General features: G+C 39.7%; 19 protein-coding genes and 2 pseudogenes. 3 read left to right on the top strand and 18 right to left on the bottom strand.

Going from position 1 to position 22,384, the window contains the following annotated elements:
- Positions 1-76 precede the first annotated feature (76 nt).
- The 3 genes from J7I96_RS10190 to J7I96_RS10180 all read right to left on the bottom strand — a co-directional run bounded on the left by J7I96_RS10190 (position 77) and on the right by J7I96_RS10180 (position 2,546).
- A complete protein-coding gene (locus J7I96_RS10190) occupies positions 77-382 on the bottom strand; it encodes a monooxygenase (protein WP_214767552.1) in 306 nt (101 codons plus the stop codon).
- A 38-nt stretch (positions 383-420) separates the two neighbouring features.
- Positions 421-681 (bottom strand): metal-sensitive transcriptional regulator, encoded by a 261-nt coding sequence (locus J7I96_RS10185; RefSeq protein WP_214923905.1) that lies wholly within the window; start codon positions 679-681, stop codon positions 421-423.
- Between the two features lie 881 nt (positions 682-1,562).
- Positions 1,563-2,546, bottom strand: coding sequence for a tRNA dihydrouridine synthase (locus tag J7I96_RS10180; RefSeq protein ID WP_214923907.1), 984 nt, complete (start codon positions 2,544-2,546; stop codon positions 1,563-1,565).
- Between the two features lie 283 nt (positions 2,547-2,829).
- Between J7I96_RS10180 and J7I96_RS10175 the strand changes: the two genes are divergently transcribed.
- Positions 2,830-4,464 carry an acetolactate synthase large subunit gene (locus tag J7I96_RS10175; RefSeq protein WP_214923909.1) on the top strand — a complete coding sequence of 545 codons (1,635 nt, stop codon included), beginning with the start codon at positions 2,830-2,832 and terminating at the stop codon, positions 4,462-4,464.
- A gap of 27 nt (positions 4,465-4,491) precedes the next feature.
- Positions 4,492-5,925 carry an aldehyde dehydrogenase family protein gene (locus tag J7I96_RS10170; protein WP_048687700.1) on the top strand — a complete coding sequence of 478 codons (1,434 nt, stop codon included), beginning with the start codon at positions 4,492-4,494 and terminating at the stop codon, positions 5,923-5,925.
- A 237-nt stretch (positions 5,926-6,162) separates the two neighbouring features.
- Here the strand turns inward: J7I96_RS10170 and J7I96_RS10165 are convergent.
- A pseudogene (locus tag J7I96_RS10165) lies at positions 6,163-6,538 on the bottom strand (YybH family protein).
- Between the two features lie 867 nt (positions 6,539-7,405).
- On the opposite strand from J7I96_RS10165, the pseudogene J7I96_RS10160 reads away from it, so the two are divergent.
- Positions 7,406-7,639 (top strand): annotated as a pseudogene (locus tag J7I96_RS10160) ((2Fe-2S) ferredoxin domain-containing protein); the annotation flags it as partial.
- 434 nt (positions 7,640-8,073) lie between these two features.
- Here the strand turns inward: J7I96_RS10160 and J7I96_RS10155 are convergent.
- The 14 genes from J7I96_RS10155 to J7I96_RS10090 all read right to left on the bottom strand — a co-directional run bounded on the left by J7I96_RS10155 (position 8,074) and on the right by J7I96_RS10090 (position 22,354).
- Complete coding sequence (locus J7I96_RS10155) at positions 8,074-9,393, bottom strand: MFS transporter (protein WP_396020088.1); 1,320 nt, start codon at positions 9,391-9,393, stop codon at positions 8,074-8,076.
- 833 nt (positions 9,394-10,226) lie between these two features.
- Positions 10,227-11,033: a sugar phosphate isomerase/epimerase family protein gene (locus J7I96_RS10150; protein ID WP_214767535.1), complete on the bottom strand. Its 807-nt coding sequence runs from the start codon at positions 11,031-11,033 to the stop codon at positions 10,227-10,229.
- A gap of 21 nt (positions 11,034-11,054) precedes the next feature.
- Complete coding sequence (locus tag J7I96_RS10145) at positions 11,055-12,401, bottom strand: MFS transporter (protein WP_214923911.1); 1,347 nt, start codon at positions 12,399-12,401, stop codon at positions 11,055-11,057.
- A gap of 210 nt (positions 12,402-12,611) precedes the next feature.
- Positions 12,612-13,979 (bottom strand): MFS transporter, encoded by a 1,368-nt coding sequence (locus tag J7I96_RS10140; RefSeq protein WP_214923913.1) that lies wholly within the window; start codon positions 13,977-13,979, stop codon positions 12,612-12,614.
- A gap of 229 nt (positions 13,980-14,208) precedes the next feature.
- Positions 14,209-15,021 carry a dioxygenase family protein gene (locus J7I96_RS10135; protein WP_214923915.1) on the bottom strand — a complete coding sequence of 271 codons (813 nt, stop codon included), beginning with the start codon at positions 15,019-15,021 and terminating at the stop codon, positions 14,209-14,211.
- 29 nt (positions 15,022-15,050) lie between these two features.
- Entirely contained in the window at positions 15,051-16,244 is a 1,194-nt protein-coding gene (locus tag J7I96_RS10130) for a thiolase family protein (protein WP_214923918.1), read from the bottom strand.
- Between the two features lie 4 nt (positions 16,245-16,248).
- A complete protein-coding gene (locus J7I96_RS10125; protein WP_048687694.1) occupies positions 16,249-16,587 on the bottom strand; it encodes a DUF3870 domain-containing protein in 339 nt (112 codons plus the stop codon).
- A gap of 75 nt (positions 16,588-16,662) precedes the next feature.
- A complete protein-coding gene (locus tag J7I96_RS10120; RefSeq protein ID WP_057277159.1) occupies positions 16,663-17,778 on the bottom strand; it encodes a muconate cycloisomerase family protein in 1,116 nt (371 codons plus the stop codon).
- Positions 17,779-17,798: 20 nt separating this feature from the next.
- Positions 17,799-18,431 (bottom strand): 3-oxoacid CoA-transferase subunit B, encoded by a 633-nt coding sequence (locus J7I96_RS10115; protein WP_214767510.1) that lies wholly within the window; start codon positions 18,429-18,431, stop codon positions 17,799-17,801.
- Positions 18,424-19,113, bottom strand: a complete 690-nt coding sequence (locus tag J7I96_RS10110) for a CoA transferase subunit A (RefSeq protein WP_214923921.1) — start codon at positions 19,111-19,113, stop codon at positions 18,424-18,426. The genes J7I96_RS10115 and J7I96_RS10110 overlap by 8 nt, the downstream gene beginning before the upstream one ends.
- A 21-nt stretch (positions 19,114-19,134) precedes the next feature.
- On the bottom strand, positions 19,135-19,854 hold the full coding sequence (locus J7I96_RS10105; protein WP_214923924.1) for a carboxymuconolactone decarboxylase family protein: 720 nt from the start codon (positions 19,852-19,854) through the stop codon (positions 19,135-19,137).
- A gap of 14 nt (positions 19,855-19,868) precedes the next feature.
- The gene (locus tag J7I96_RS10100) at positions 19,869-20,543 is read right to left on the bottom strand and encodes a cyclase family protein (RefSeq protein ID WP_214923926.1); all 675 of its coding nucleotides are present in this window, start codon (positions 20,541-20,543) and stop codon (positions 19,869-19,871) included.
- Positions 20,544-20,784: 241 nt separating this feature from the next.
- Positions 20,785-21,612, bottom strand: coding sequence for an alpha/beta hydrolase (locus J7I96_RS10095; RefSeq protein WP_251029153.1), 828 nt, complete (start codon positions 21,610-21,612; stop codon positions 20,785-20,787).
- Positions 21,613-21,892: 280 nt separating this feature from the next.
- A complete protein-coding gene (locus J7I96_RS10090; RefSeq protein WP_214767496.1) occupies positions 21,893-22,354 on the bottom strand; it encodes a pyridoxamine 5'-phosphate oxidase family protein in 462 nt (153 codons plus the stop codon).
- Positions 22,355-22,384 lie beyond the last annotated feature (30 nt).

Genomic DNA, 22,384 nt, shown 5'->3' with positions numbered 1-22,384 from the left:
CATTAATACCCTAAGGGGTATATATTATGCTAAAAAATATAGTTCGTCAACCCTATTCAAGGGAATAGGGTTTTCTTTATTTAATTGGTCCATGATTGATTGAAGTCAAAACGTCATTCACTTCGAAAATTTTCCCATTAACCTTCTCAATACCAAACCCATTTAACCGAGCTGTATGCATCGTCAAGTACTTACATGCGGTTTCCTTCGTTTCAAACAGATAAATGCCACCTGCTTCCTTTGCCTCACTGTCTTCGGTCCAAATCTTCCAGATCAATCCTTCTTCATCATTAATGCTTTTTGCTAAATCTGTAAATTCTTTTACCATTTCGTTGCCGAAAGGTCCCTCCATTTTAAAATCCACTTGTAAAATATAAGACATGAATAACACTCCTTTCCTGGTAGTCAGGTCAAATACTTTTACCTGCTTTTAATCAGTAAATTAACCGCTTCCTTGACTAGATGATCAGTGCCTTCTCCATTCTCGACGTTTTCCCGAACGCATTGCTCAAGATTGGCACTTACGATAACACCCATGGTTCTATCGATGGCATTTCGCGCAGCCGACAACTGAGTGACGATTTCCCTGCAATCTTTTCCCTGCTCCATCATTCCAAGAACACCCTTGATTTGTCCTTCAATCCGTTTCAAGCGATTCATGACATTTTTATCATACTCCATACCCCACACCCCCCATCTATTTGCAATCAGTAATATCATGACTGATTATATTATTTCCATTTCCGATTAAGAAGCTCAGTCCCAAGGTCACTTCCCAATTGATCAGATGCAATGATCGTGAATTTGCACGTTTTACTCGTGAGTTTGGGTATTTCACTTGTGAATTTTATGCTTTACTGATGAGTTTGCGCGTTTACTCATGAATTCGGGCACTTTACTCGTGTGTTTAGGCATTTTATCCCTGAGTTTGCGTGTTTACTCGTGAATTTTGGCATTTTACTCGTGAGTTTAGGCAGTTTACTCGTGAATTTGCACGTTTTACTCGTGAGTTTTGGCATTTTACTCGTGAATTTATTCATTAATGACTCGTGAGTTCATATTATACCTATAGGGGTATATTGTCAAGCCGTTGAATTCACACTTTAATAAACACAACCTAATACTAAAAACACATTATGGATTAAACTGACCTCTTGGAGGGAGAGCATTACGCTCATATGAAGCCAAACCAAGATATGAAGTGGCTGATATTTCTACAATTGCCCTAAGAAGTTAGCAAAAATGTGAGCAACTCACTAATGTTGATCAAAACGCATCTAGTGGACAAAATAAAAAGGCCCAAACCCCTGTTATTACAAGGATTCGAGCCTTAGGTAGCCACTTTTTTCTTGTATATCCAAAATATTGAATAAATAATGATTTTCCCCGTTTACGTTCTTTATATTGGCAATTCCAAAATCTAATATAGATTACTATAATAACGAACATAGAAAGAAAAAATTGGCAGGAGTGAGTGCGGTTCAATACCACCTTCACATTATTCAATTGTAAAAAGAGCCTTTTAGCGTCCTACTACGCTTTTACCTTGAATGGGGACACTTCTACTGTTCCCCCATTCCATCAAGATTCTTTGACCCAAAGTTTTCGAGCAATGCACGCGCTTCATCTGTTGACTCTGTGTTCATTAATTGATTTCTTAATTCACTTGCCCCTCGAAACCCACGGACATATATCTTAAAAAAGCGATGAAGAGCCTTGAATGAACGTAGCTCTAATTTTGAATATTTATCATGGAGATCCAGATGCAACCTTAAAAGATCAAGCAATTCCTTACTACTATGATCCTTCGGTTCTTTTTCAAAGGCAAATGGATTATTGAAAATACCACGCCCAATCATAACACCATCAATACCGTATTGATGAGCAAGCTTTAAGCCAGTTTGACGGTCAGGGATATCCCCATTGATCGTCAAGAGCGTATCTGGTGCCACCTGATCACGAAGTTTCTTAATCTCCGGGATTAGTTCCCAATGAGCATCTACTTTACTCATTTCATTTCTTGTACGCAGATGAATGGAAAGATTAACAATGTCTTGTTTCAATATGTGTGTTAGCCAGTCGTGCCATTCGTCCACATCCGTGAAACCAAGCCTCGTCTTTACACTTACGGGCAATCCTCCTGCTTTTGCTGCTTGTATTAATTCTGCTGCAACTTCTGGACGACGGATAAGGCCACTTCCCTTCCCATTCTGTGTCACATTAGGTACAGGACAGCCCATATTGATATCCACACCCCGAAAGCCCATTTCCGCCATACCTATGCTCATTTGCCGAAAGTATTCAGGCTTATCCCCCCATATATGGGCTACAATTGGTTGTTCATCCTCTGTAAAAGTCAAACGCCCACGTACACTGCGGATGCCCTCTGGGTGACAATAACTCTCCGTGTTTGTAAACTCTGTAAAAAACACATCTGGTCTGGCTGCTTCACTCACTACATGGCGAAAAACAACATCGGTCACATCTTCCATTGGTGCCAGTATAAAAAAAGGTCGTGGTAGATCACGCCAAAAATTATCTATCATATTCAAATTCCAATCCTTTCATTATGGGTTACCAGGATAACCCCTTATCCCAAAATTAAAAAGCAGAATGTCCCTGCTTCCTTTACACTTATACCATGCTTAAGCACTTTTTATCAAACTGCAGAAATTTTTTTTCACGAAACCCATCCGACTTCCATATTCCCCCTCCTAGTTTAGAGCCGCAAATGCTCAAAATGGTTTTTCATACACGCAAGTACATAATTTCTAGGGGGCAAAGCCAACATATAAGGAAAGAAATTGAAATGGTCGAGGAGGGAATAATTTGAAGGCATCTGATTTGTTTGTAAGATGTTTAGAGAATGAAGGGGTTCAGTTTATTTTTGGGATACCTGGTGAGGAAAATACGGATCTTATTGATTCTCTAATAAGCTCTGATATTGAATTTATCTTGGTTCATCATGAACAAGCTGCAGCTTTTATGGCAGACATCTATGGCCGGCTAACTGGAAAGCCAGGCGTATGCTTGGGCACATTGGGACCGGGTGCAACCAATTTATTGACAGGGATAGGAAGTGCTTATCTGGATTATTCCCCTGTTGTGGCGATTACAGGTCAGGCTGGCCTTGATCGCATTCATAAAGAGTCGCATCAATATGTGGACATTATTGGCGTTTTTGAGGAAGTAACGAAATGGAATCAACAAATTAAGGTGCCGCATACGATTCCGGAAATTATCCGTAAAGCATTTAAAACGGCTGTCATTGAAAAGCCGGGAGCTGTCCATATAGAACTTCCGGAAGATGTGGCGATGATGGATACAGAAGGGGAACCTCTTCCGGTTACACCAATGCCTAGATCCCGCCCAGCCGAGGAAGAAATCAAAAAAGCAGTCGAATTAATAAATCGCGCTAAAAAGCCTATCATTCTAGCTGGTAATGGCGTGATCCGCGATGGAGCTTCTGGGGTTTTGCGGAAATTTACAGAAGAGATGCAAATTCCCGTTGTGAATTCGTTCATGGCTAAAGGAGTTTTACCTTCCGACCATCCATTGTCCCTTTTTACAGTAGGGATGCAAGCAAGGGATTATGTTCTATGCGGATTTGATTTGGCCGATCTTATTATCACCGTCGGCTATGATTTCGTCGAGTATTTGCCAAAGTATTGGAACGATGAGGCAATGAACCCGATTGTTCATATTGATGCCCGGCCGGCCGAGATTGATGCCTATTACCCCGTTCAAGCAGAATTGGTCGGGAATGTTAGCGAGGCACTTGAAGCCTTGACGACTGGTGTAGCAAAAAAAGAACTTTGGCCAGAAGTGAAAAGGTTAAGGTCCCAAATCATTGAAAAATTTCATTCTTCGGATGATGTATCAGGAAGCCCAATCATCCCTCAGCGAATTATTGCCGATTTGAAAAGGGCGGAAAAGGGTAATGCCATTGTCATTTCGGATGTGGGTGCCCATAAATTATGGATTGCTCGGATGTATCAGCCGGAAATCCCTAATCAAACGATCATTTCTAATGGCTTTGCATCGATGGGAATTGCCATTCCCGGCGCAATTGCAGCCAAATTGGCAAAGCCTGATAAACCTGTCATTGCGGTTACAGGGGATGGTGGATTCCTGATGAATGGAGTTGAATTGGCAACGGCAAAACGTCTAGGTCTTGCCTTCGTGATAGTCATTTTCCATGATTCAAAATACGGCCTAATTGAATGGAAGCAATTGAATAAATTTGATCGTACGAATGCCATTGAATTTACAGATCCGGACTTTTTAGGGTTCGCAAAAAGTTTTGGGGTTAAAGGAGTGAAAGTAACCCACTCCGATGAATTGTTACCTGCATTAGAAGAAGCGCTTTCGAGTCAGGAAATTGTCTTGATTGATGTGGATGTCGATTATTCGGAAAATGTAAAGCTCTCGAAAACACTAGGTGATTATATTTGTAAATTATAGAAGCAGATATTATTGGAGGGATTTCAGATGAAGAAAAAGTGGCAATTGTGGATCGGTGGTAAATGGCGGGAGGCTAAATCCTATGAGCCATTATATAATCCCCATTCAAACGAAGAAATTGCACAAATCGGACAGGCTGAACCAGCGGATGCCATTGAAGCGATTGTAGAGGCAAATGCTGCTTTTCAGAAATACCGATCCTACCCGGCTCATGCACGAGCAGAAATTTTATTTAAAGCTGCAGCAATCATGGAAGAACGCAGTGAAGAACTTGCAAGAATCATTTCTCTGGAGGCGGCGAAAACGATTCGAAATGCTCGTGAAGAAATGAATCGTACGGTTCAGACCTATCGTTTCGCTGCAGAAGCGTCAAAGAACAATTATGGAGAACAAATCCCGATGGATGCGGCAGTCGGTGGGGTAAACCGTTTTGGCTTCACGGTTCGCACCCCGATTGGCGTCGTTACCGCGATTACCCCATTTAACTTTCCCTTTAATCTGGTTGCCCATAAAGTGGGTCCAGCTATTGCCGCTGGAAATTCGATTGTGTTAAAACCTGCCGAACAAACCCCATTGAGCGCACTGGTTCTTGCCGATATTTTTAAAGAAGCCGGGTTGCCAGATGGAGTATTGAACATCATACCTGGCAAAGGCGATGTTTTAAGCGAAGCCTTGACGACCCATCCACATGTAAAAAAAGTGACTTTCACAGGCAGTGTAGAGGTCGGACACCTTATCCAGCAGCAGGCAGGCTTCCGTAAGCTTACACTTGAACTCGGGTCCAATTCCCCTTTCATCATTGATGAAGGAGTCGACATCGATCAAATTATTCAAAGAAGTGTAATGGGTTCATTTACGAATAATGGGCAGGTGTGCATCTCGATTCAACGAATTTATGTCCACAAATCACTATACCAACAATTTTTAGATCGTTTCGTCAGTACCACAAAACAGCTTGTCATCGGTTCACCTCTGGAGGAAAATACAAATATCACAGCGGTGATTTCAAAAAAATCATTGGAGCGGTTACAAAGTTGGATTGATGAGGCAGTACAGGAAGGAGCAAAAATTGAGTGCGGCGGTACAGTGGAAGGCAATGTACTATTGCCTACCGTTTTAACCAATGTAAATCGTGACTCAAAGGTATTTCGTTTCGAAGTATTTGGTCCGATTGTCTGCATTTTCCCTTTCGATACGCTGGATGATGCCATCAATGATGCAAATGATTCGCGTTACGGCTTGAACTCAGGAGTGATGACTCCGAGTATAGAACGAGCTTTTTATGCGGCGGAACGCTTGGAAACAGGTGGAGTCGTAATCAATGATATCCCAACTTACCGAATTGATAATATGCCTTATGGCGGCTGGAAGGACAGCGGTGTTGGCCGGGAAGGCGTCAAATATGCGATGCAGGAAATGATGGAGCAGAAGTTTATCAGCTTTAAAATAAGCGACCATTGAGGATTATTAACCCGTGGTAATGATGAGAGGGCGATATCTTAAGGATATCGTCTTCTTGTTTTGTCGTACATCAATGCTTTTATTGTAGTTTTTGTTATTAATGGGCACAATCGGAAAAATTATTATTCTGCCACTTGCCGCATCGAACTTCAAGTCTGAAAGGGGTGAGTCGTCAATTGTTCCTAGAAGATTATTCTTGAAAAAATAAAAAGCCACCATTTACGGCAGCTAATTACTTCAATTCTTAATTATTTCAGCACCATAAGAGTTGTCGATTATACAGCGCCATGTACCCGTGGAGTCCGGTTCTTTCCATCGAGAATTCGGAATCGTCCTTTTGATTGGCACTTAGCTTGACTTGTGCCACAACCAATGCCGTATCACCTGTTTCGATTACTGCCATCTTTTCTTGATTGACGATTAAACTATGATTAAAGTATTCAGCGATAGCAATGAATGCCCGGCGAATTTCCTCTTTCCCTTTTGCGACTGTTCCAGGTTTGACAACTAAAGTCGCATCCTCTGAATAGAACTCCATTAAATGATCGAAATCTTCATTATTTATTGCCCTGTCCGCATTTTTTATGACTTGTTCCAGCTCATGATTCTGCATATTCACCCTCCTATTCAGCTTCTCTTCATACTTCTCATCATACTACTTCATACTCTATGGTGTTCGACTGTGATGATGGGGGATCCTGCTCATATAGTAAATAAAGTAAAGAACAAAGTAAGAATGATGTACAATGGTGCCATCCCTGCTCCCTACCTTCACCCTATTAACAAGAAGACTTCTTAAGAACAATGCCTGGCTCCATTTATCGAATAAAGGGTATATCAATTATTATGGCATCCCTTCCATACAAAAGATTTAAAGGTAAACAATATTCTAGTGTTTCTTGGGGATGGATTAGATCACTGCTACCTACAGAAAACACTCAAAAATTCAGAGAAAATAGCATGTCCTTGGAACATTAACTTTTGCTGAACGTTTTAGTATTTGCACATGGCTTAAAAAAGGGGTAAAATAACATCATTCAAATCGTAATGACTACGCTTTTTGCAATCATACAATATTTATATGATAAAGGAGAAATCCAATTGGCAAATAAATAGAAGGTGGAAAAAGTGAAGCAACCCCTGATATTAGTTGAAAATTACGCTTGACCTGAAAAAGGAATTAAAAGCGAAAGGTAGACTCATCCCCTACTCGATTGCATAATCGTTTCTAGTTTACAGGAAGACCTTAAGGATATAAGAAAGATTAAGATGTTTAGAATCGCCTTTCGGGAGTTAATACAAAAAGGTTTACTTTTAGGCATCAAAACTCCAGTTGGTAAAAACATCCTTTCAGGATATAGCTCTACTGAAAATGCTTACTCGGTAATTTAGTGAATTTAGTCGTTTAGAAAGTTAAAAATGAGACAATAATTGATTTTAAATCGTAATTATTACGATTTAACTGGAGGGAAAATTAAATATGGCCACATGGAATTTAAGTAATACGAAGCATCATGTACTCATTTGTAATGGTAGCAGCTGTACTGAGGTCGGATCAGAGGAACTGACTCAAGCAATTCGTAAAGAAATCTCAGACCGACAGGTAGACGACACCATTCACACAACTCGCACACGTTGTAATGGAAGATGCCATGATAAGTGCGTTGTCATCGCCTATCCGAAAGGAACTTGGTATAAAAATTTTAGTAACCAGCAAATCATATCGACGGTGGGATAATTCTTATTTTTAAATGCACTTTATCTCTAACTGAAAATGGAAATTTCCTTACTTTTAACACTCGAAAATGGAAATTATATACCATCGCAGAAAGAACAAGATGGTACCCCGAAATTTAAAAAAGCATTTTAATTCCTGCCTAATGCTTATAAAAAAATGAGCTGTTCGTAAATGTGTACTTTTACGAACAGTAGCAACAATGCTATACCTCCCATCTCGGAAATTCCTTTTCCGCATAATAAGGCAAGATATAAGGAATTGTAGAACAATCTCCAAAATAATTATCTTTCTTCCTATGTAAATATTGAATATTAAAAAGACTCATAACAATTTCCTATGAAGTATAATTTACCACCCATGGAGATCTGTCATGAGCTTTTAACATCTCTTTTTCACTGTAAAAATGGCATTTATTCATTATCCGATATTTCAATCCTTTTAACATCGCCTACAATGAAGATGTATGATAAAGCTCCAATTAAGGCAACTACACCTACGAAAACAATGGCCCCATTGAATGAATTAGTTGCGCTCAAAATTATTCCAATGACGATAGGCGTAACAATTGCTGATAAGTTTCCTGCAAAATTAAATATCCCGCCAGCTAAGCCGACTAGCTCTTTTGGAGCCATATCTGAAACTAGAGTCCATGTTATGGCTGACATTCCTTGGGAAAAGAATGCAAACGACATAACCGCGATAACCAAAGCAATAGACGTTGTATAGTTGGCCAGTATAATTGTACAAGCACCCAACAATCCAAGGATAATGGGGGTTTTACGTGCAACACCAACGGATACTCCACGTTTTACCATTTTATCTGACCAAAAACCACCTACAAGCACACCAATCCCTGCAGCAATGTATGGAATAGAACCAATAAAGCCAGCTTTTAGCAAAGTAATCCCTTTTTCTTGAACAAGATAGCTTGGAAACCACGTGAGAAAGAAGTAAAGAGTTGATGCAACGGCAAACTGTCCAATATAGATTCCCCAGAATTGACGATGCTTAAAAAGATGCCGTGCCTTTGTCCAATTAATTTTTTGACCTTGACCAGCGCTATCGGCTAGTCCGCCTCCTTCACGTATATAATCCATTTCTTCCTTGTTAATATACTTACTGTCCTTCGGATCCTTGTAAAACTTGTACCAAACTAAAGCAAAAATCAATCCAATTATACCTGTCACGATAAAGATTGAATGCCAGCCGAAAGAGGACAATAGCCAAAATAGAAAAGGAGTTGCGATTGCTAACCCTACATATTCACCTGCTGTGTAAACACCAGTAGCTAGTGCGCGTTCACGTTGTGGAAACCAAGAGGCGACAATACGGCTGTTTGCAGGAAAGGCAGGTGATTCTGCAAATCCAAGGCCAAGGCGCAGTCCGAATAAGGTCCCGAAGTTTTTGGCAAACCCTTGTAGAAGAGTAAAAAGTGAAAACAATAAAAGAGATATGCCATATACCACCCGAGGGCCAAAACGATCGGTTAGCCATCCTCCGGGAACTTGCATGAACGCGTATGTCCAACCAAAGGCAGAAAGAATTAGCCCTAACATAGCTGGATCTAACCCCAGATCATCTTGAATAGCAGAAGCGGCTACTGCCATGTTTGTACGGTCAAGATAGTTTATTGCAGTTCCAAAAAACAAAAGGGAAAGAATCATAAATCTAGCACGAGATGGTTTCCTATGTTTAATGGATATAGTTACATTTTCATTTTCTACCTTCAATGGATTGCACATAGTTAATCCTCCTTAAGATTTTCCTTTTTAAAAACCTGCAGTCTTCCCTTCTGCTGGATGATCCTATATACTCATTTTGGGGTCATAACGCTCTTGAACTAAATCTAATCAATTAATTGAGTAAGGATCTTATTATAATGGATCAAATTTCCCGGTGATTTTATAATTAATTTATGGCGCTCAAATAAAACGCTTACATCCCTAGATAGGAAACAGTTTATTATTTTTACAATCTTGAGCCTTGCTAATAAGGGCACCAAACATAAATTTTAAATTTAATATATTCATCTTGGATTACAGAAGAGGCTACTGCCATGTTGAAGTTATTGCCAATAAGAAAGCTATTTATTGTTTTAATATTTAACCAAATTCACTATAACTTTACACATTTATCTTATTTCTCATTGCCCGATAATGCATGATAATTTAACTCAATCCCTTTTCACCACAATTTTGTTAAAAATAAAATCGAAAGCTGAGAATAACAACCCAACTGTGTTGCAGTTAGCCCTAATTCTTGCTGAAGAGTGGAACCTGCCACACCAAGTTCTCTCGGTCCATATAGTTGATAGCGTCGCACACAACCATTTTACAATTTTAATGAAAAGCCACCAAATACGGCAGCTTTCACTAAATACTTCAATTGTTCAATTATTTTAGCATCATAAGAGCTGTCAATTATGCAGCTCCCATGTACCGGTGGAATCCTTTTTAAATCCATTTGTCGCGGTTCTTTCCATAGAGAATTCGGAATCGTCCAGAACCATTTAAATAAAAGTTGGATTCCCACCATCGATCTTCATCTAAAATACCCAAAAGAATCAATATGTCAGTTGTTGTTTCCATTGTTCCAATGAGGCAAGCAAGTTAGGCATTCCTTCCTGACCGAAATACTCGAGAGAAACAAAGCCAGTATAATTTCGCTTTCTCAATTCTTCAAGTAAACGAAGATTGTCAACGTCCCCACTAAAAATGGGTGCTGGTTTGTTTTTATAACGCTCTTCATGATTGTAGTGATAATTTTTTAAATGTACATGGCTGACATGGGGGAAGATGGATTCCAATACCTCCTTCGGATTCAATTGATCAACGTATAAGTTAGCACCATCGAAAATCAGTTTTATCCGTGGATGGTTGATATCTTCTAAAAGCTTATGAATGGCTTCGAGGTTATCGGCAAAAGAGTCATAGTGAATTTCTATTGCTACATCCACTCCATAGAGATCTGCCATTTGCCCTAATTTATTTAATTCGGTAGCCGTTTCCGACCATTGCTCTGGTGAGGCATTCCTTGATGCAATATGGCCTGCGAATGTCCGTATTAATGGGCAGTTTAATTGATGAGCCATATCTAACAATTTTCTTGCTTGATTGATTTCGTTTTGATGTTCTTTTTGGTTCCATAGTTTCGAAAAAGTCGTATATCCACTTATGGAAGGTATTTGTAGATCATTGGTTTCAAGTAATTTGGCTAATTTGTCCAGTGGTCCGTGCTTCTCCTGAAATCGCTCTATATGCTTATTCCATAATTCAAGTCCTTTAACATCCGCTTGCAAAGGAAGCAGCCAATTTATTATTTCCTCTATGTCCCATTCTTTAAATCCTGTCGTGCATAAACTTAGTTTCAATGTAATTCCGCCTTTCTCCATTTATTTTTTCATTGTGATTTCTATCCGCTGGACTTTTCCGATAAGAAAGATATAAGCAAAAGCGCCAATTAGGGCCACTACGGATATGAAGGTTAGCGCCGCTGCATAAGAATGTGTCGCACTAATGATTAAACCGACGATTAACGGAGATAAAGCCCCGCCAATGTTAGCTACGAAATATAGTGATGAGCCCGTTAGGCCTACCATTCCTTTCGGCGCAATATCTGCTAAAAGGGCACCGGTAACTGTTGATGCCATCCCCTGTCCAAAGAATGCTATCGCCATAAAGGTGATGACTATGTTTGGTGAATCCGTATAATTCCCCCCCAGAATCAAACAAGACAATAACAACCCGACAATAATGGGAAGTTTGCGTGCCAATCCTGTTGATACACCGCGAGTCAGCATCCAATCGGAACATCGGCCGCCAATCAGGGTTCCTAATATGGCAACAATGTAAGGGATACTCGCATAAATTCCGGTTTTTAACATCGTCATTCCCTTTTCATCAATCAAATAGGATGGAAACCAAGTCATGAAGAAAAACAAAGTAGTTTGAATCGAAAATTGCCCGATGAACATTCCCCAAATTTGACGGTGTTTAAGCAGTTGCCCTATTCGTTTCCATGAGAAAGGATGCTTCTCTTCAGTCCCGATCATTCCTCCGCCTTCTTTGATATAATTTAGCTCTTCTTGAGAAATCCGCTTATGCTCCCTAGGGTTCCGATAGAATCCATACCAAACAAATCCAATAAGAATCCCAATGATTCCGGCGATATAAAAAAGGTAATTCCATCCAAATGTTATGATGATCCAAGTAAAAACTGGAGTCAGGAAGGCTAACCCAATATATTGGGTACCCGTATAAATCCCTACCGCAGTAGCACGTTCCTTTTTAGGAAACCACTCGGATACACACCATGCATTAGTAGGTATGGAGGGAGATTCAAAGGCACCCAGTCCTATGCGATATGTAATAAGTGACGTTATATTTTTCGCGGTTCCTACCATGAATGTAAATACTGACCATAAAATGAGGGAAACCGTGTATACCTTCCTAGGACCGAATCTATCAAGAAAGTATCCGCTGAATAGCATGGAGAAGGTATAGCTCCAGCCAAATACGGAAAATATGATTCCCATCATAGCCGGATCAATATGTAAATCGGCTTGAATATTCGGAGCCGCAAGCGAAATGATGGCACGGTCGATGTAATTAATACAGGTGACCAAAGCAATTAGAAATAAGATGAACCATCGAACAGTTTTCTGTTTTCTTTTTTTCGATTTGTCAGTTACCGGTTCCGATGTGCGATCTTCTATTATTGCCTTTAATTCTGAGCTCAATATTTTTCCCCCTTAACCTAATGCCCAAATTAGTATATCGTTCTACTAAACCTTTTTTGAAATTTTATAAATGCTACTATGTTTCCTTCCATTACTTACAACCTGAGTTTCATATTTTCAAGAGCAGCCCCTAGGAACATTGACAACAGATCCCCTTGTTGCAAAGATAAACAACCAAGGGGATTATTTTTCGAATTGTGAATCATTTCTTCAGATAGTTACAGTCTTCTCTGATTCTACCTCTTCAGTGTCCTCCTTGACTACCCTGTCAAAAGATCCATGTTTTTCTTGGACCAGAATATAACCGACCGCTGCGATGATACTTGGCAGGGCAAATGTAGCAAAAGCCACCTTCGGATCCATGCCTGTTGATAGAAGAAAGGCAATTAAAGTAGGAGCGAGAATGGAACCAATCCTGCCTATAGCTTGCGAATAGCCCATTCCCGTCGTACGAATTTCACGGGGGTAATATTCTGTGATATACGGATTGGCTAAGTTCATGGCACCAACAGTACATGCCCCCCCCATAAAAATCAGTAAATATACTCCAATTGTATTAGTCGTAGCGCTCAATGCGACAAAGGTACCGGCCCCTAATAAGAATAGTGTAACAAGTATTTTGCGATGCCCAATTTTCCCCGCATAATAACCGCCGATTAATGAGCCTCCTATTTGACCAAGGCATAAAACCAGGTTAAATGAAAGGCTTGAGGTGATACTGAATCCTGCATCCTGCATCATTTTTGGAAGCCATGTATTTAATCCATAAGCCATCATCAATGTAAAGAACACAGCCATCCATATGGAAATCGTGCTGAATGCCCGTTTATTCGTGAATAGTTTTTTAACTGGGGATCCTTTCCCCCTCTGTTCAGCTTCACTAAGCCTGAAATCGTCAGTTTCTTTAAAATCCCCTTCTGGTTTGACCTTATTAAGGATTTCAACAACCTTTCCAAATTCCTTTTTTGCTAGATAGTAGGAAAGGGATTCAGGAAACTGCTTCATGAATATTGGAAGTGTAAGTAATGGCAAAATCCCAATAAAGTATAATACACGCCAATCCGTATAAGGAATGATATACATTCCCACTAACGATGCCAGGATTCCGCCGATTGAATAGCCACAATACATCGCAGCTACAATGATGGCCCGATTTTGTTTTGGGGAATATTCAGTCATTAGCGATATAACATTCGGCATCAAAGCTCCCATGCCTATTGCCGCTATGAAACGCATGACGGTAAACCATGTGAGGTTGGGTGCAATCCCTGCCCCCAAGGTAAATACGCTGAACAAAATCATACAAATGACGAGAACATTCTTCCGGCCGTGTTTATCTGCGATCGGTGCTAAAATCAAGGCGCCAATCATCATGCCGAATAAGGAATAACTGCCGACTGCCCCAGCCTGAATCGAAGTTAAGTCCCACTCTTCCATCATCCAAGGCAAACCCACACCATACATCGCTATTTCATACCCGTCGAAAGCTATGGCATAAAAACACCAAAGAAAAACAAGTAAATGAAAGCGGTTAAATTTACTGACAGCAATGATATCCGAAGCGATTACACTACGCATTTTCCGCCTCCCATCATTTTAACAATATCCGTTACGAATTTATTTTTCCGAGTTCCAAAATAGGAACTCGGAAAGTTTTCAAAAAATCAGATAATGAAGATTGGAATTGTTCAACAAACCATCTTTTTTATTTTCATTACCCACTTAGACACTTTCGTTTAAAAGATATATTTACTAAGGAAACTACCCTTTTTTTCTAGATTCTTTGCTTTCATATTCTTAGCGAAGATTAGTTTTTTACAACAGCTTTATTGAAAACAGGTTTATCTTGCAATCTAAGTTCAAAATCTAAATGAGCCGTATAATAATCATTTTTCAATCCTTTTTCTGCACCTGAATGTTTTTCTAACTTCGTAATTAAGCTTCCGCGAACACCTTGTGCAACATCATTTTCTAAATATTCATCGCCCTCGAAATATATTTGCGTTACTAATCTATCGCCATTTTCCGGTTGGAACAGGAGGTGTAAATGTGCTGGACGAAATGCATGATGATCGATCCACTTTAAGAATTGTCCGGAAGGTCCATCTGTCGGAATCGAATAATTACCCGGTACAACTGTTTTTATTTCAAAATTACCATTCGCATCCGTATAAAAAACACCACGTAAATTATCATTTGGAATACCTTCAGCGAAATAGGAGTATTCACCATTTGCATCAGCCTGCCACATATCGATTTTGGTATTTTCCAACGGATTTCCATTAACATCTTTAACAGATCCTGAAAAGTAAAGGGCGTCACCTGGTTCATTTTCTCGTTGTGGCAGCATTCCGGGATTTTGAACGACTGGCGTATTTTCAATGTAATATGGTCCTAGAATAGTAGGTTCCGTTCCTTTTACGCTTTTATACATTTCCTGAAGTGCATGCGTTTCAAAGAAAACATCCATAAATAACGGAATTTCCCCAGCCCTGCCTAATTGATCCATCCAATCAACAAGAGCTTGATAGTCATTATGATCTATTTCATATTCACTAACTAATTCCTTGAATTTAACTACCAATCCATTATAAACGTCGATTACTTTTTGATTCTTCATAATACTTCCTCCCAATTTTTTTAAAGTTTTTATATTTGTTGATTTTCAATGATGGTACTGATTCCTAATCCACCTGCTATACATAGTGTGACTAGCCCATATCTTTTTCCGGTTCTTTCTAACTCATGTATCAATTTGGTTGCTAAAATTGCACCAGTGGCACCAATTGGATGCCCCATGGCAATGGCACCGCCGTTAGGATTCACCTTATTCATATCAAGCTTCAATTCTTTGATAACTGCCAAAGCTTGTGCAGAAAAGGCCTCGTTCAGTTCTATTAAATCAATATCATCCAGTTTCAGTCCTGACATTTGAAGCGCTTTCAAGGTAGAGTTGACAGGCCCCAGCCCCATGAAGTTCGGAGATACGCCTGCTGCCGCTTGAGCGATCACTCTTGCTTTCGGCTTTTTACCATGCCTTTTTGCCGCTTCTTCCGACATTAGTATCAGAGCGGATGCACCATCATTTCTTCCACTGCTATTTCCAGCGGTCACCGTTCCATTTTTCTTGAAAACCGGTTTTAAAAAAGCCAACTTTTCCAGACTGGTTTCTCTTGGGTGCTCATCCGCATTAAATTCCATTACTCCTTTTTTCGTTTTGATTTGATAGGGAACGATCTCTTTCGTGAATATTTCAGTAGAAATTGCCCGTCTTGCATTTTCTTGGCTCCTTAAAGCAAATTCATCTTGTTCAGTCCTTGAAATGGAATATTTTTCAGCCAGATTTTCTGCTGTCATTCCCATAGTTAACATTCCGTAATCTTCAATGGGCTGTGATCCTGGCTGGCTTTCCGTATTCGGATCCAATAACTGTCCATTCCCTGATTTCAATCCAAAACGGATATTTCTCATATAGTATGGGGCCGTGCTCATTGATTCCGCTCCGCCTGCAATGATTACATCTCCTAATCCGCTTTGTATTTGTTGACTGGCAGAATTGATTGCCTGGATGCCGGATCCGCATTGTCTGTGTACGGTATAACCTGGTACTTCCACAGGAAATCCTGCCCGGAGTGATGCAACTCTTGCCAAATTCGACGCGTCTGAACTTTGTTTGGCTTGTCCCATGATCACTTCATCAATACTCTCTTTAGGAATATCCGCTCTCTTGATCACTTCATCAAGGACAGCAGCTGCCAGGAAATCGGCAGGAACATTTTCCAATGCTCCCCCTAATTTCCCTATAGCGGTGCGAACCGAGTCTATAATAACTACATTACTCAATTTTCTACCTCCTGCTATTTTTATTTCTTTCTTCTAAACTATCCTTATATCTCTGGTGAGCTATTTTCAGGGCAACAATCACCGACTGCTGCGATGGAGCTAAAAAGTCCGTTTTAATATTCTCTATTAAAGAATCAATATCTTTACTAAAATCAAAACCAACTATCATTCGCTTAAAAAAATCCTGGGCCAAAGTCGTTAAAAACGTAAATTCTGCATTAATGATGATGTGACTTTCCTTGTGAATTTCCAATACCATCCCAGCGTATTTATAATTTTCATACATGCTCGTATTTTGCGGCGCCTTCGCATAGGCGGTGATTAATAATGTTGGCTGTCCCATATAAAACTACATCCTCTCAAGATTACTTGTATAAACTAGTGGGTTTTCCATAATCCCCTTTCAAGTTTATATTAATTAAAGACCTCTTGAAAAATGTTTTACTTTTTCCATATCTATCTCCATGCCAAATCCTGGACCATCCGGGATGATTATTTCATAATTCTCATATTTTATTTCGTTTAGCGTAATATTTTCTTTAAAAAGTAACGGACCAAATAATTCAGTACCGAATTCAAATTTGGGAATGGTTGAATAAAGTTGGGCACAAATGGCCGTGCCTAATGATGATTCAATCATCGTTCCTCCATACAAACCAAAACCTACACCTTCAGCAATTGCAGCCACTTTTTTCGTTTGTGTCATCCCGCCATGTTTACATATTTTCAAGGCGAACGAATTACCTGCTCTATGTTTAGCTATTTGGAATGAATCTTGTAAAGAATTCAATGACTCATCGGCCATGATCGGGACCTTAAAACGATCGGTCAATCTTGACATCCCTTCATTATCCCAAGCTGGCAGCGGCTGTTCGACCATGGAAACCCCGCCTTCCTGTAAAGCTTCAATGCAATACGTAGCCGTTGTTTCATCCCATGCCTGATTAACATCAACCGTAATGCGTGCTTGATCTCCCACGGCTTCAATAATTTTCAATACATGCTCCACATTCTTATATGGATTCCCTTTGCCAATTTTCAATTTAAAGATATTATGACGTTTTTGATGTAAGGATTCTTTCGCTTCTTCGATATCTTTATTCGTATCCCCACTTGCCAAAGTCCATGCCACCGGCAATGATTTATGAATTTGTCCACCGAATAATTCATAAGCAGGGATGTTTCTTCTTCTGGCTACCAAATCCACCATGGCTGATTCAACGACAGCCTTCGCAAAATTATTTCCTCTAACATTGAGTGAAACTTCATGCATGATTTTGTCATAATGGACGGGGTCTTTACCAATGATAAGCGGGGCGATATATGTATCAATATTCACTTTTATCGCCTCTGGCGTCCCCTCACCATATGAAGCCCCGCCTATTGTCGCCACCTCTGCCCAACCTTCCGCGCCTTCTTCATCCATGACACGGGCAAGAATGATCGTTTGTTCCACGATCGTATGCATGGCAAGCTGATGAGGACGAATTGTGGGTAAATCAATAATGTATACTTCTACTGAACGTATTTTCATTTAATCCACCTTTTTAACATTTAATAGATAAAATCCGCTTCTGTTTTTGCTCTTACTTCTTCGATCGTTATACCGGGCATCAATTCAATCAATTTCAACTGTTTGTCAATAACTTCAAAGACAGCCAACTCGGTGATGATCATGTCAACGCTTCTAGTGGAAGTAATCGGGTAGGTGCATTTCTTTAAAACTTTACTTTTACCCTCCTTACTTGTATGTGTCATGGTCACGATCACTTTTTTGGCGCCAACCAACAGGTCCATCGCTCCTCCAACACCCATGATATTCTTGCCTGGTACCGCCCAATTTGCAATTTCACCGGTTTGACCTACCTGCAAAACACCTAAGATGGCAACATCAATGTGACCTCCACGGATCATTGCAAACGATTCTGCACTATTAAAGAATGATGCCCCAATCGATTGCCCTACTGGTAACTTGCCTGCATTGACTAAATTGGGATCGATTTCATCTTCCTCTACATCAGCAACTCCCAACAATCCATTTTCCGTATGGAAAAAAATATTTTCATCATCAATGTACTTTGCAACCAAGGTCGGAATCCCGATTCCAAGGTTCACTATACAAGGACCCGTCAATTCTTTTGCCGCGCGTCTTGCTATCATATTTTGCATGAATTCTTTGTCACCCATAATCCTTCACACCTTCCTTCGTCAGGATTTTCTTTGCCTTAATGATTCCATCGACGAATAGATGCGGTGTTACAATCTCCTCTGGCGAAAGTTCTCCAGGTTCAACTATCTCATCCACTTCTGCAATTACGACATCTGCGGCCGTTGCCATAGCCGGATTAAAGTTTCGAGCCGTTTTATAATAAACAAGATTACCAAGTGTATCTGCCTTCCACGCCCTGATTAAAGCTACATTTGCTCTTATGGCAGGTTCAAAAATATATGTAGCCCCATTTATTTCCCTTTCTTCTTTTCCTTTAGCTAAATCGGTCCCTACACCTGTTTTCGTATAGTAACCGCCTATGCCTGCACCGCCAGCACGAATGGATTCAGCTAATGTTCCCTGTGGTAATAGTTCTATCTCTATTTCGCCACGTTGGTAAAACTCCCCAATTTCACGATTGCTTGTAAAATAAGAACCGATCGCTTTTTTTATTTTCTTCTGGCTTAGGAGAGCTCCCAGACCTTTCCCTTTCTCGCCTAAATTGTTGCTGATAACCGTCAAGCCTGCTACATCCTTTTTGCCCAATCCATCTATTAACGTAAGAGGGGCCCCGATCAAGCCAAATCCACCTACCATTAATGTATGACCATTCTTCACACAAGATAAAGCTGCTTCAATATCTTGATGTACTTTCGTCATGTTTTCCCCACCAATCCCACGTTAATTATTTTCAATCAATGAATCGCTTGCCTCAAACCAAGCAGGTATTCCAGCAGTCAATAAGCAAATGAGACCCACTTCCGCTAATTGTTCTTCCGAAGCTCCATTTACCCTTGCCGCCTCCATCCATTCCCCAACCTGTTTCCCTTTTAATTCTGTAATGAATATTCCTGTCATCAGGATGTGTTTTAGCCTTTTTGTAACGATGGAATCACTTAATATATAATCTTTAAGGGAGTTTTGGTCTCCCGATTTAACCAGTTTCAAAACATTCGAGACGAATCCCGTTTCCTCATCACCTAATAACTCAATCATATACAACAGGATTTCTTCTGTTGTTTCTTTATGGCCACTTCCTTCACGATATCGAATCCCTTTAAGTTCAAGGGCATATTCCAATGACTTTATCCCAGTTTTTAATGCCTTAGTTCCGTTATATAAGTATGAAACTATTAGGTATTCCACCAGTTCCGGTAATGTTGCTCCACCATCCATTGCCCCTTTTGTATGGTAAACCATACTCCGTTCATACAACCTTGCAGCATTCATGCCGACCAGTAATATATCTTTCTCCTTCTTCGTCAAGGCTCCCTCTTGCATGATGTTACTTCGCAAGTTGGTATAGTGATCAAGTGCATTAGGGCTATAATCGTGCATTTTTTGCACCCAGCCTGGTACCACATCATAAACTTCCTTGAAATACAATAGTCCTTCGTTCATTCGTCTGCACCTCTTTAAATTAATTGAGAGTCAAGAATCGATAGTGCTCTAATAGGGGAAGCTGTTGCATTTTTTAGTTTTAAAGGAATCCCGAAGAAAAGAAAACGGGAATGCTTGGGTAATTTTTCGAGATTCACTAGATTTCCAACGATATATATATCATTCTTCAGTAATTTTTGATGAATTCCGCTTTCTGAATCCTGGTTCAAATCGGCATTGGGCAAATCCAACCCGACAATATGTATTTGCTTCTCAATTAACCATTGGGCCACACTATCATCTAATGCCTGTGCTTCAAAAAAGCCTTCTTCCCCCCAGGACTTCCCCCATGTCCTGACGAGGACGATATCGTCTTTTTCAACATATACTCCCTGCCGGCGTTCCGCCTCTTCAAGTAAATCTTTCGTAACAGGTTCATGTGTCGCTTTTAACAAGCTTACATCCAGTATGAGGGCATCCCCAAACATATTCTCTAGATTGATGTTTTCAACCGACTCCCCGTTTTCTGAGTAACGTGGAGCCACGTCGACATGTGTCCCACTATGGTCAGAAAAAGAAATCAACTTGGAACGGCAGCCTTTAGGATGTGAATCAGATTTCCCCTCATGTTCAAGAGGTTCATCTTTAATGCCTATTGCAGGTAAATCATTATCCGTAACTAGACCATCGTAAAATTCCAATGTTATCAACGGTAAAACCCCCAAATTCATTAAGCGTTTATATTATCACGACAAAAATGGCTACCCTAAACATTACTATCAATAATTGACAGCAGGTGTTTAAGGTAGCCAGTTGTTCACTAGTTGTTATTAAAAAAGGTTATTTTTTAATAGCTAATGAATAGGCAATAATTAAGTTTATTATATATTCATAATATTACACTATTTTCTGTTAATTTCAATATTTTTTTAAAAAATATCTTCAAAAAAATCAAATTCTTTTTAAGAAGGACTTTATCTCTTTGTTGATCTCCGCCCTATTTTCAAACACCATTGTATAGTGGTTACAAGTTGAAACGATCGTTTCAATATAAGGTGTATATTTCTTCGTATCACCATAGGCTTCTTCATAAAATAAAGGGGGAAAATCCCCTATTTTCCCACTGGCATACACCAATAACGTTTTACAGGAAATTAGTCTACAAATCTCTTTAGGGACAAAAGAATAAAAACTATCAAAATCCCTAAGAATGCTATCTTCTGTTGATTTATTCTCCCAATGACCATCCACTTCATGTACCTCATACTCCGCTACACTTTGCAGATGATCCGTCCATTTGATACCCAAACGGCTATAGATTTCCTTAATTTCTGCAATATAGCTTTCTTGAGAGTCATATTCTTTACTTAATCGGCCTAGAGAAGGTTGTACGATGTCCCTTTGTTGTTGAGAGCAATTGGCCGCACCATCCAATAATATCAGGGCCTTTACCGAGGTTAATTTGCTGGCTACAACGCTTGAGATGAAGGCTCCCATTGAATACCCGATCAAAATCGGGTTATTAATCTTTAATTCTTGAATTAACTCAATTACATCTTCTGCATGTTTGAATAGAGAAGACTGCACATCTGCCCTTGAACTATTCCCCCTCCCTCTCAAGTCAATCGAAATGACTCTATAATCGCCCTTTAACATTTCTGCATAATAATGCATTTGCTTATGATTACCCGTTAAACCATGTATGGCGATGATTGGCCCTTTCGTTCCAGGATAATCAGCAATTTGGATTCTGTGATCCCCCAATTCCTTTACATACATTTCCAAAGCAACTCCTCCATTTCCATGTTTATTAACATTAACCATCCTGCTATTTAATAAAAAAAGCTATCTTAACTTCACATCAAGGTAACTTGATCGAGAAATTAAGATAGCCAGTCAGTTCATTAATTTTCATTAAAAAAGGGCTTTTTTTAATGGTTAATGAATAGGCAAGTTATAAATACATGTAATGATTCAATTTTACATGAAGTTAAAATAATTTCAATCATAATTTGATTATTTCGAATCCTTTAGTGACTTAAACTCATTAATTGGGATTTTATTGAAGAAGGTCCTCTATGGTAGCACTCCATCGTTCAACAACTTCTTTAGGGTTTTTCAAGTCGATTTTAATTCCAGAGGTTATTTCAGCATATTTAGCACTATCCTCCCGTGCCTCTATTATTTTGGCGTGGAATCTTTCTCTTTTGTATTGCGCATCTGGCAGTTCTTTTAATCTCTCTAATGAAAGGCGAATATATTGTGCTTTACCTTTCCAAAACAAAACAAGTGTGGCCTTATCGGTACGAATGACATTGGCTGTAGTCGAAGTATCCGGCCATAGGCCAATCCTTAATTCCTTCCTGCTTATCGCTACGATCTCACCCACGCTAACCATAGCAGTATGCGGCCATCCTTCTTCACTTACCGTCAACAGCATCATGGCTTCATGCTGCTTGTCGACAAGATCTTTACCATTTAACAAGTCGAATACCTCTACTGGCATTTCCACCCCATTCATTTTTTCACCTTTTTCCTTAATTCACTAGCA

This window comes from Bacillus sp. ISL-78, assembly GCF_018613455.1.
GTDB lineage: Bacteria > Bacillota > Bacilli > Bacillales > DSM-1321 > Peribacillus > Peribacillus frigoritolerans.
This window is presented reverse-complemented; position numbering and strand designations above follow the sequence as displayed.

Bases quoted from the DNA above. Each gene is read 5' to 3' on its own strand.
- J7I96_RS10190 (WP_214767552.1), bottom strand. From the start codon at position 382: ATGTCTTATATTTTACAAGTGGATTTTAAAATGGAGGGACCTTTCGGC.
- J7I96_RS10185 (WP_214923905.1), bottom strand. From the start codon at position 681: ATGGAGTATGATAAAAATGTCATGAATCGCTTGAAACGGATTGAAGGA.
- J7I96_RS10180 (WP_214923907.1), bottom strand. From the start codon at position 2,546: ATGATAGATAATTTTTGGCGTGATCTACCACGACCTTTTTTTATACTG.
- J7I96_RS10170 (WP_048687700.1), top strand. From the start codon at position 4,492: ATGAAGAAAAAGTGGCAATTGTGGATCGGTGGTAAATGGCGGGAGGCT.
- J7I96_RS10140 (WP_214923913.1), bottom strand. From the start codon at position 13,979: ATGCGTAGTGTAATCGCTTCGGATATCATTGCTGTCAGTAAATTTAAC.
- J7I96_RS10135 (WP_214923915.1), bottom strand. From the start codon at position 15,021: ATGAAGAATCAAAAAGTAATCGACGTTTATAATGGATTGGTAGTTAAA.
- J7I96_RS10125 (WP_048687694.1), bottom strand. From the start codon at position 16,587: ATGGGACAGCCAACATTATTAATCACCGCCTATGCGAAGGCGCCGCAA.
- J7I96_RS10120 (WP_057277159.1), bottom strand. From the start codon at position 17,778: ATGAAAATACGTTCAGTAGAAGTATACATTATTGATTTACCCACAATT.
- J7I96_RS10115 (WP_214767510.1), bottom strand. From the start codon at position 18,431: ATGGGTGACAAAGAATTCATGCAAAATATGATAGCAAGACGCGCGGCA.
- J7I96_RS10110 (WP_214923921.1), bottom strand. From the start codon at position 19,113: ATGACGAAAGTACATCAAGATATTGAAGCAGCTTTATCTTGTGTGAAG.
- J7I96_RS10105 (WP_214923924.1), bottom strand. From the start codon at position 19,854: ATGAACGAAGGACTATTGTATTTCAAGGAAGTTTATGATGTGGTACCA.
- J7I96_RS10095 (WP_251029153.1), bottom strand. From the start codon at position 21,612: ATGTATGTAAAGGAATTGGGGGATCACAGAATCCAAATTGCTGATTAT.
- J7I96_RS10090 (WP_214767496.1), bottom strand. From the start codon at position 22,354: ATGAATGGGGTGGAAATGCCAGTAGAGGTATTCGACTTGTTAAATGGT.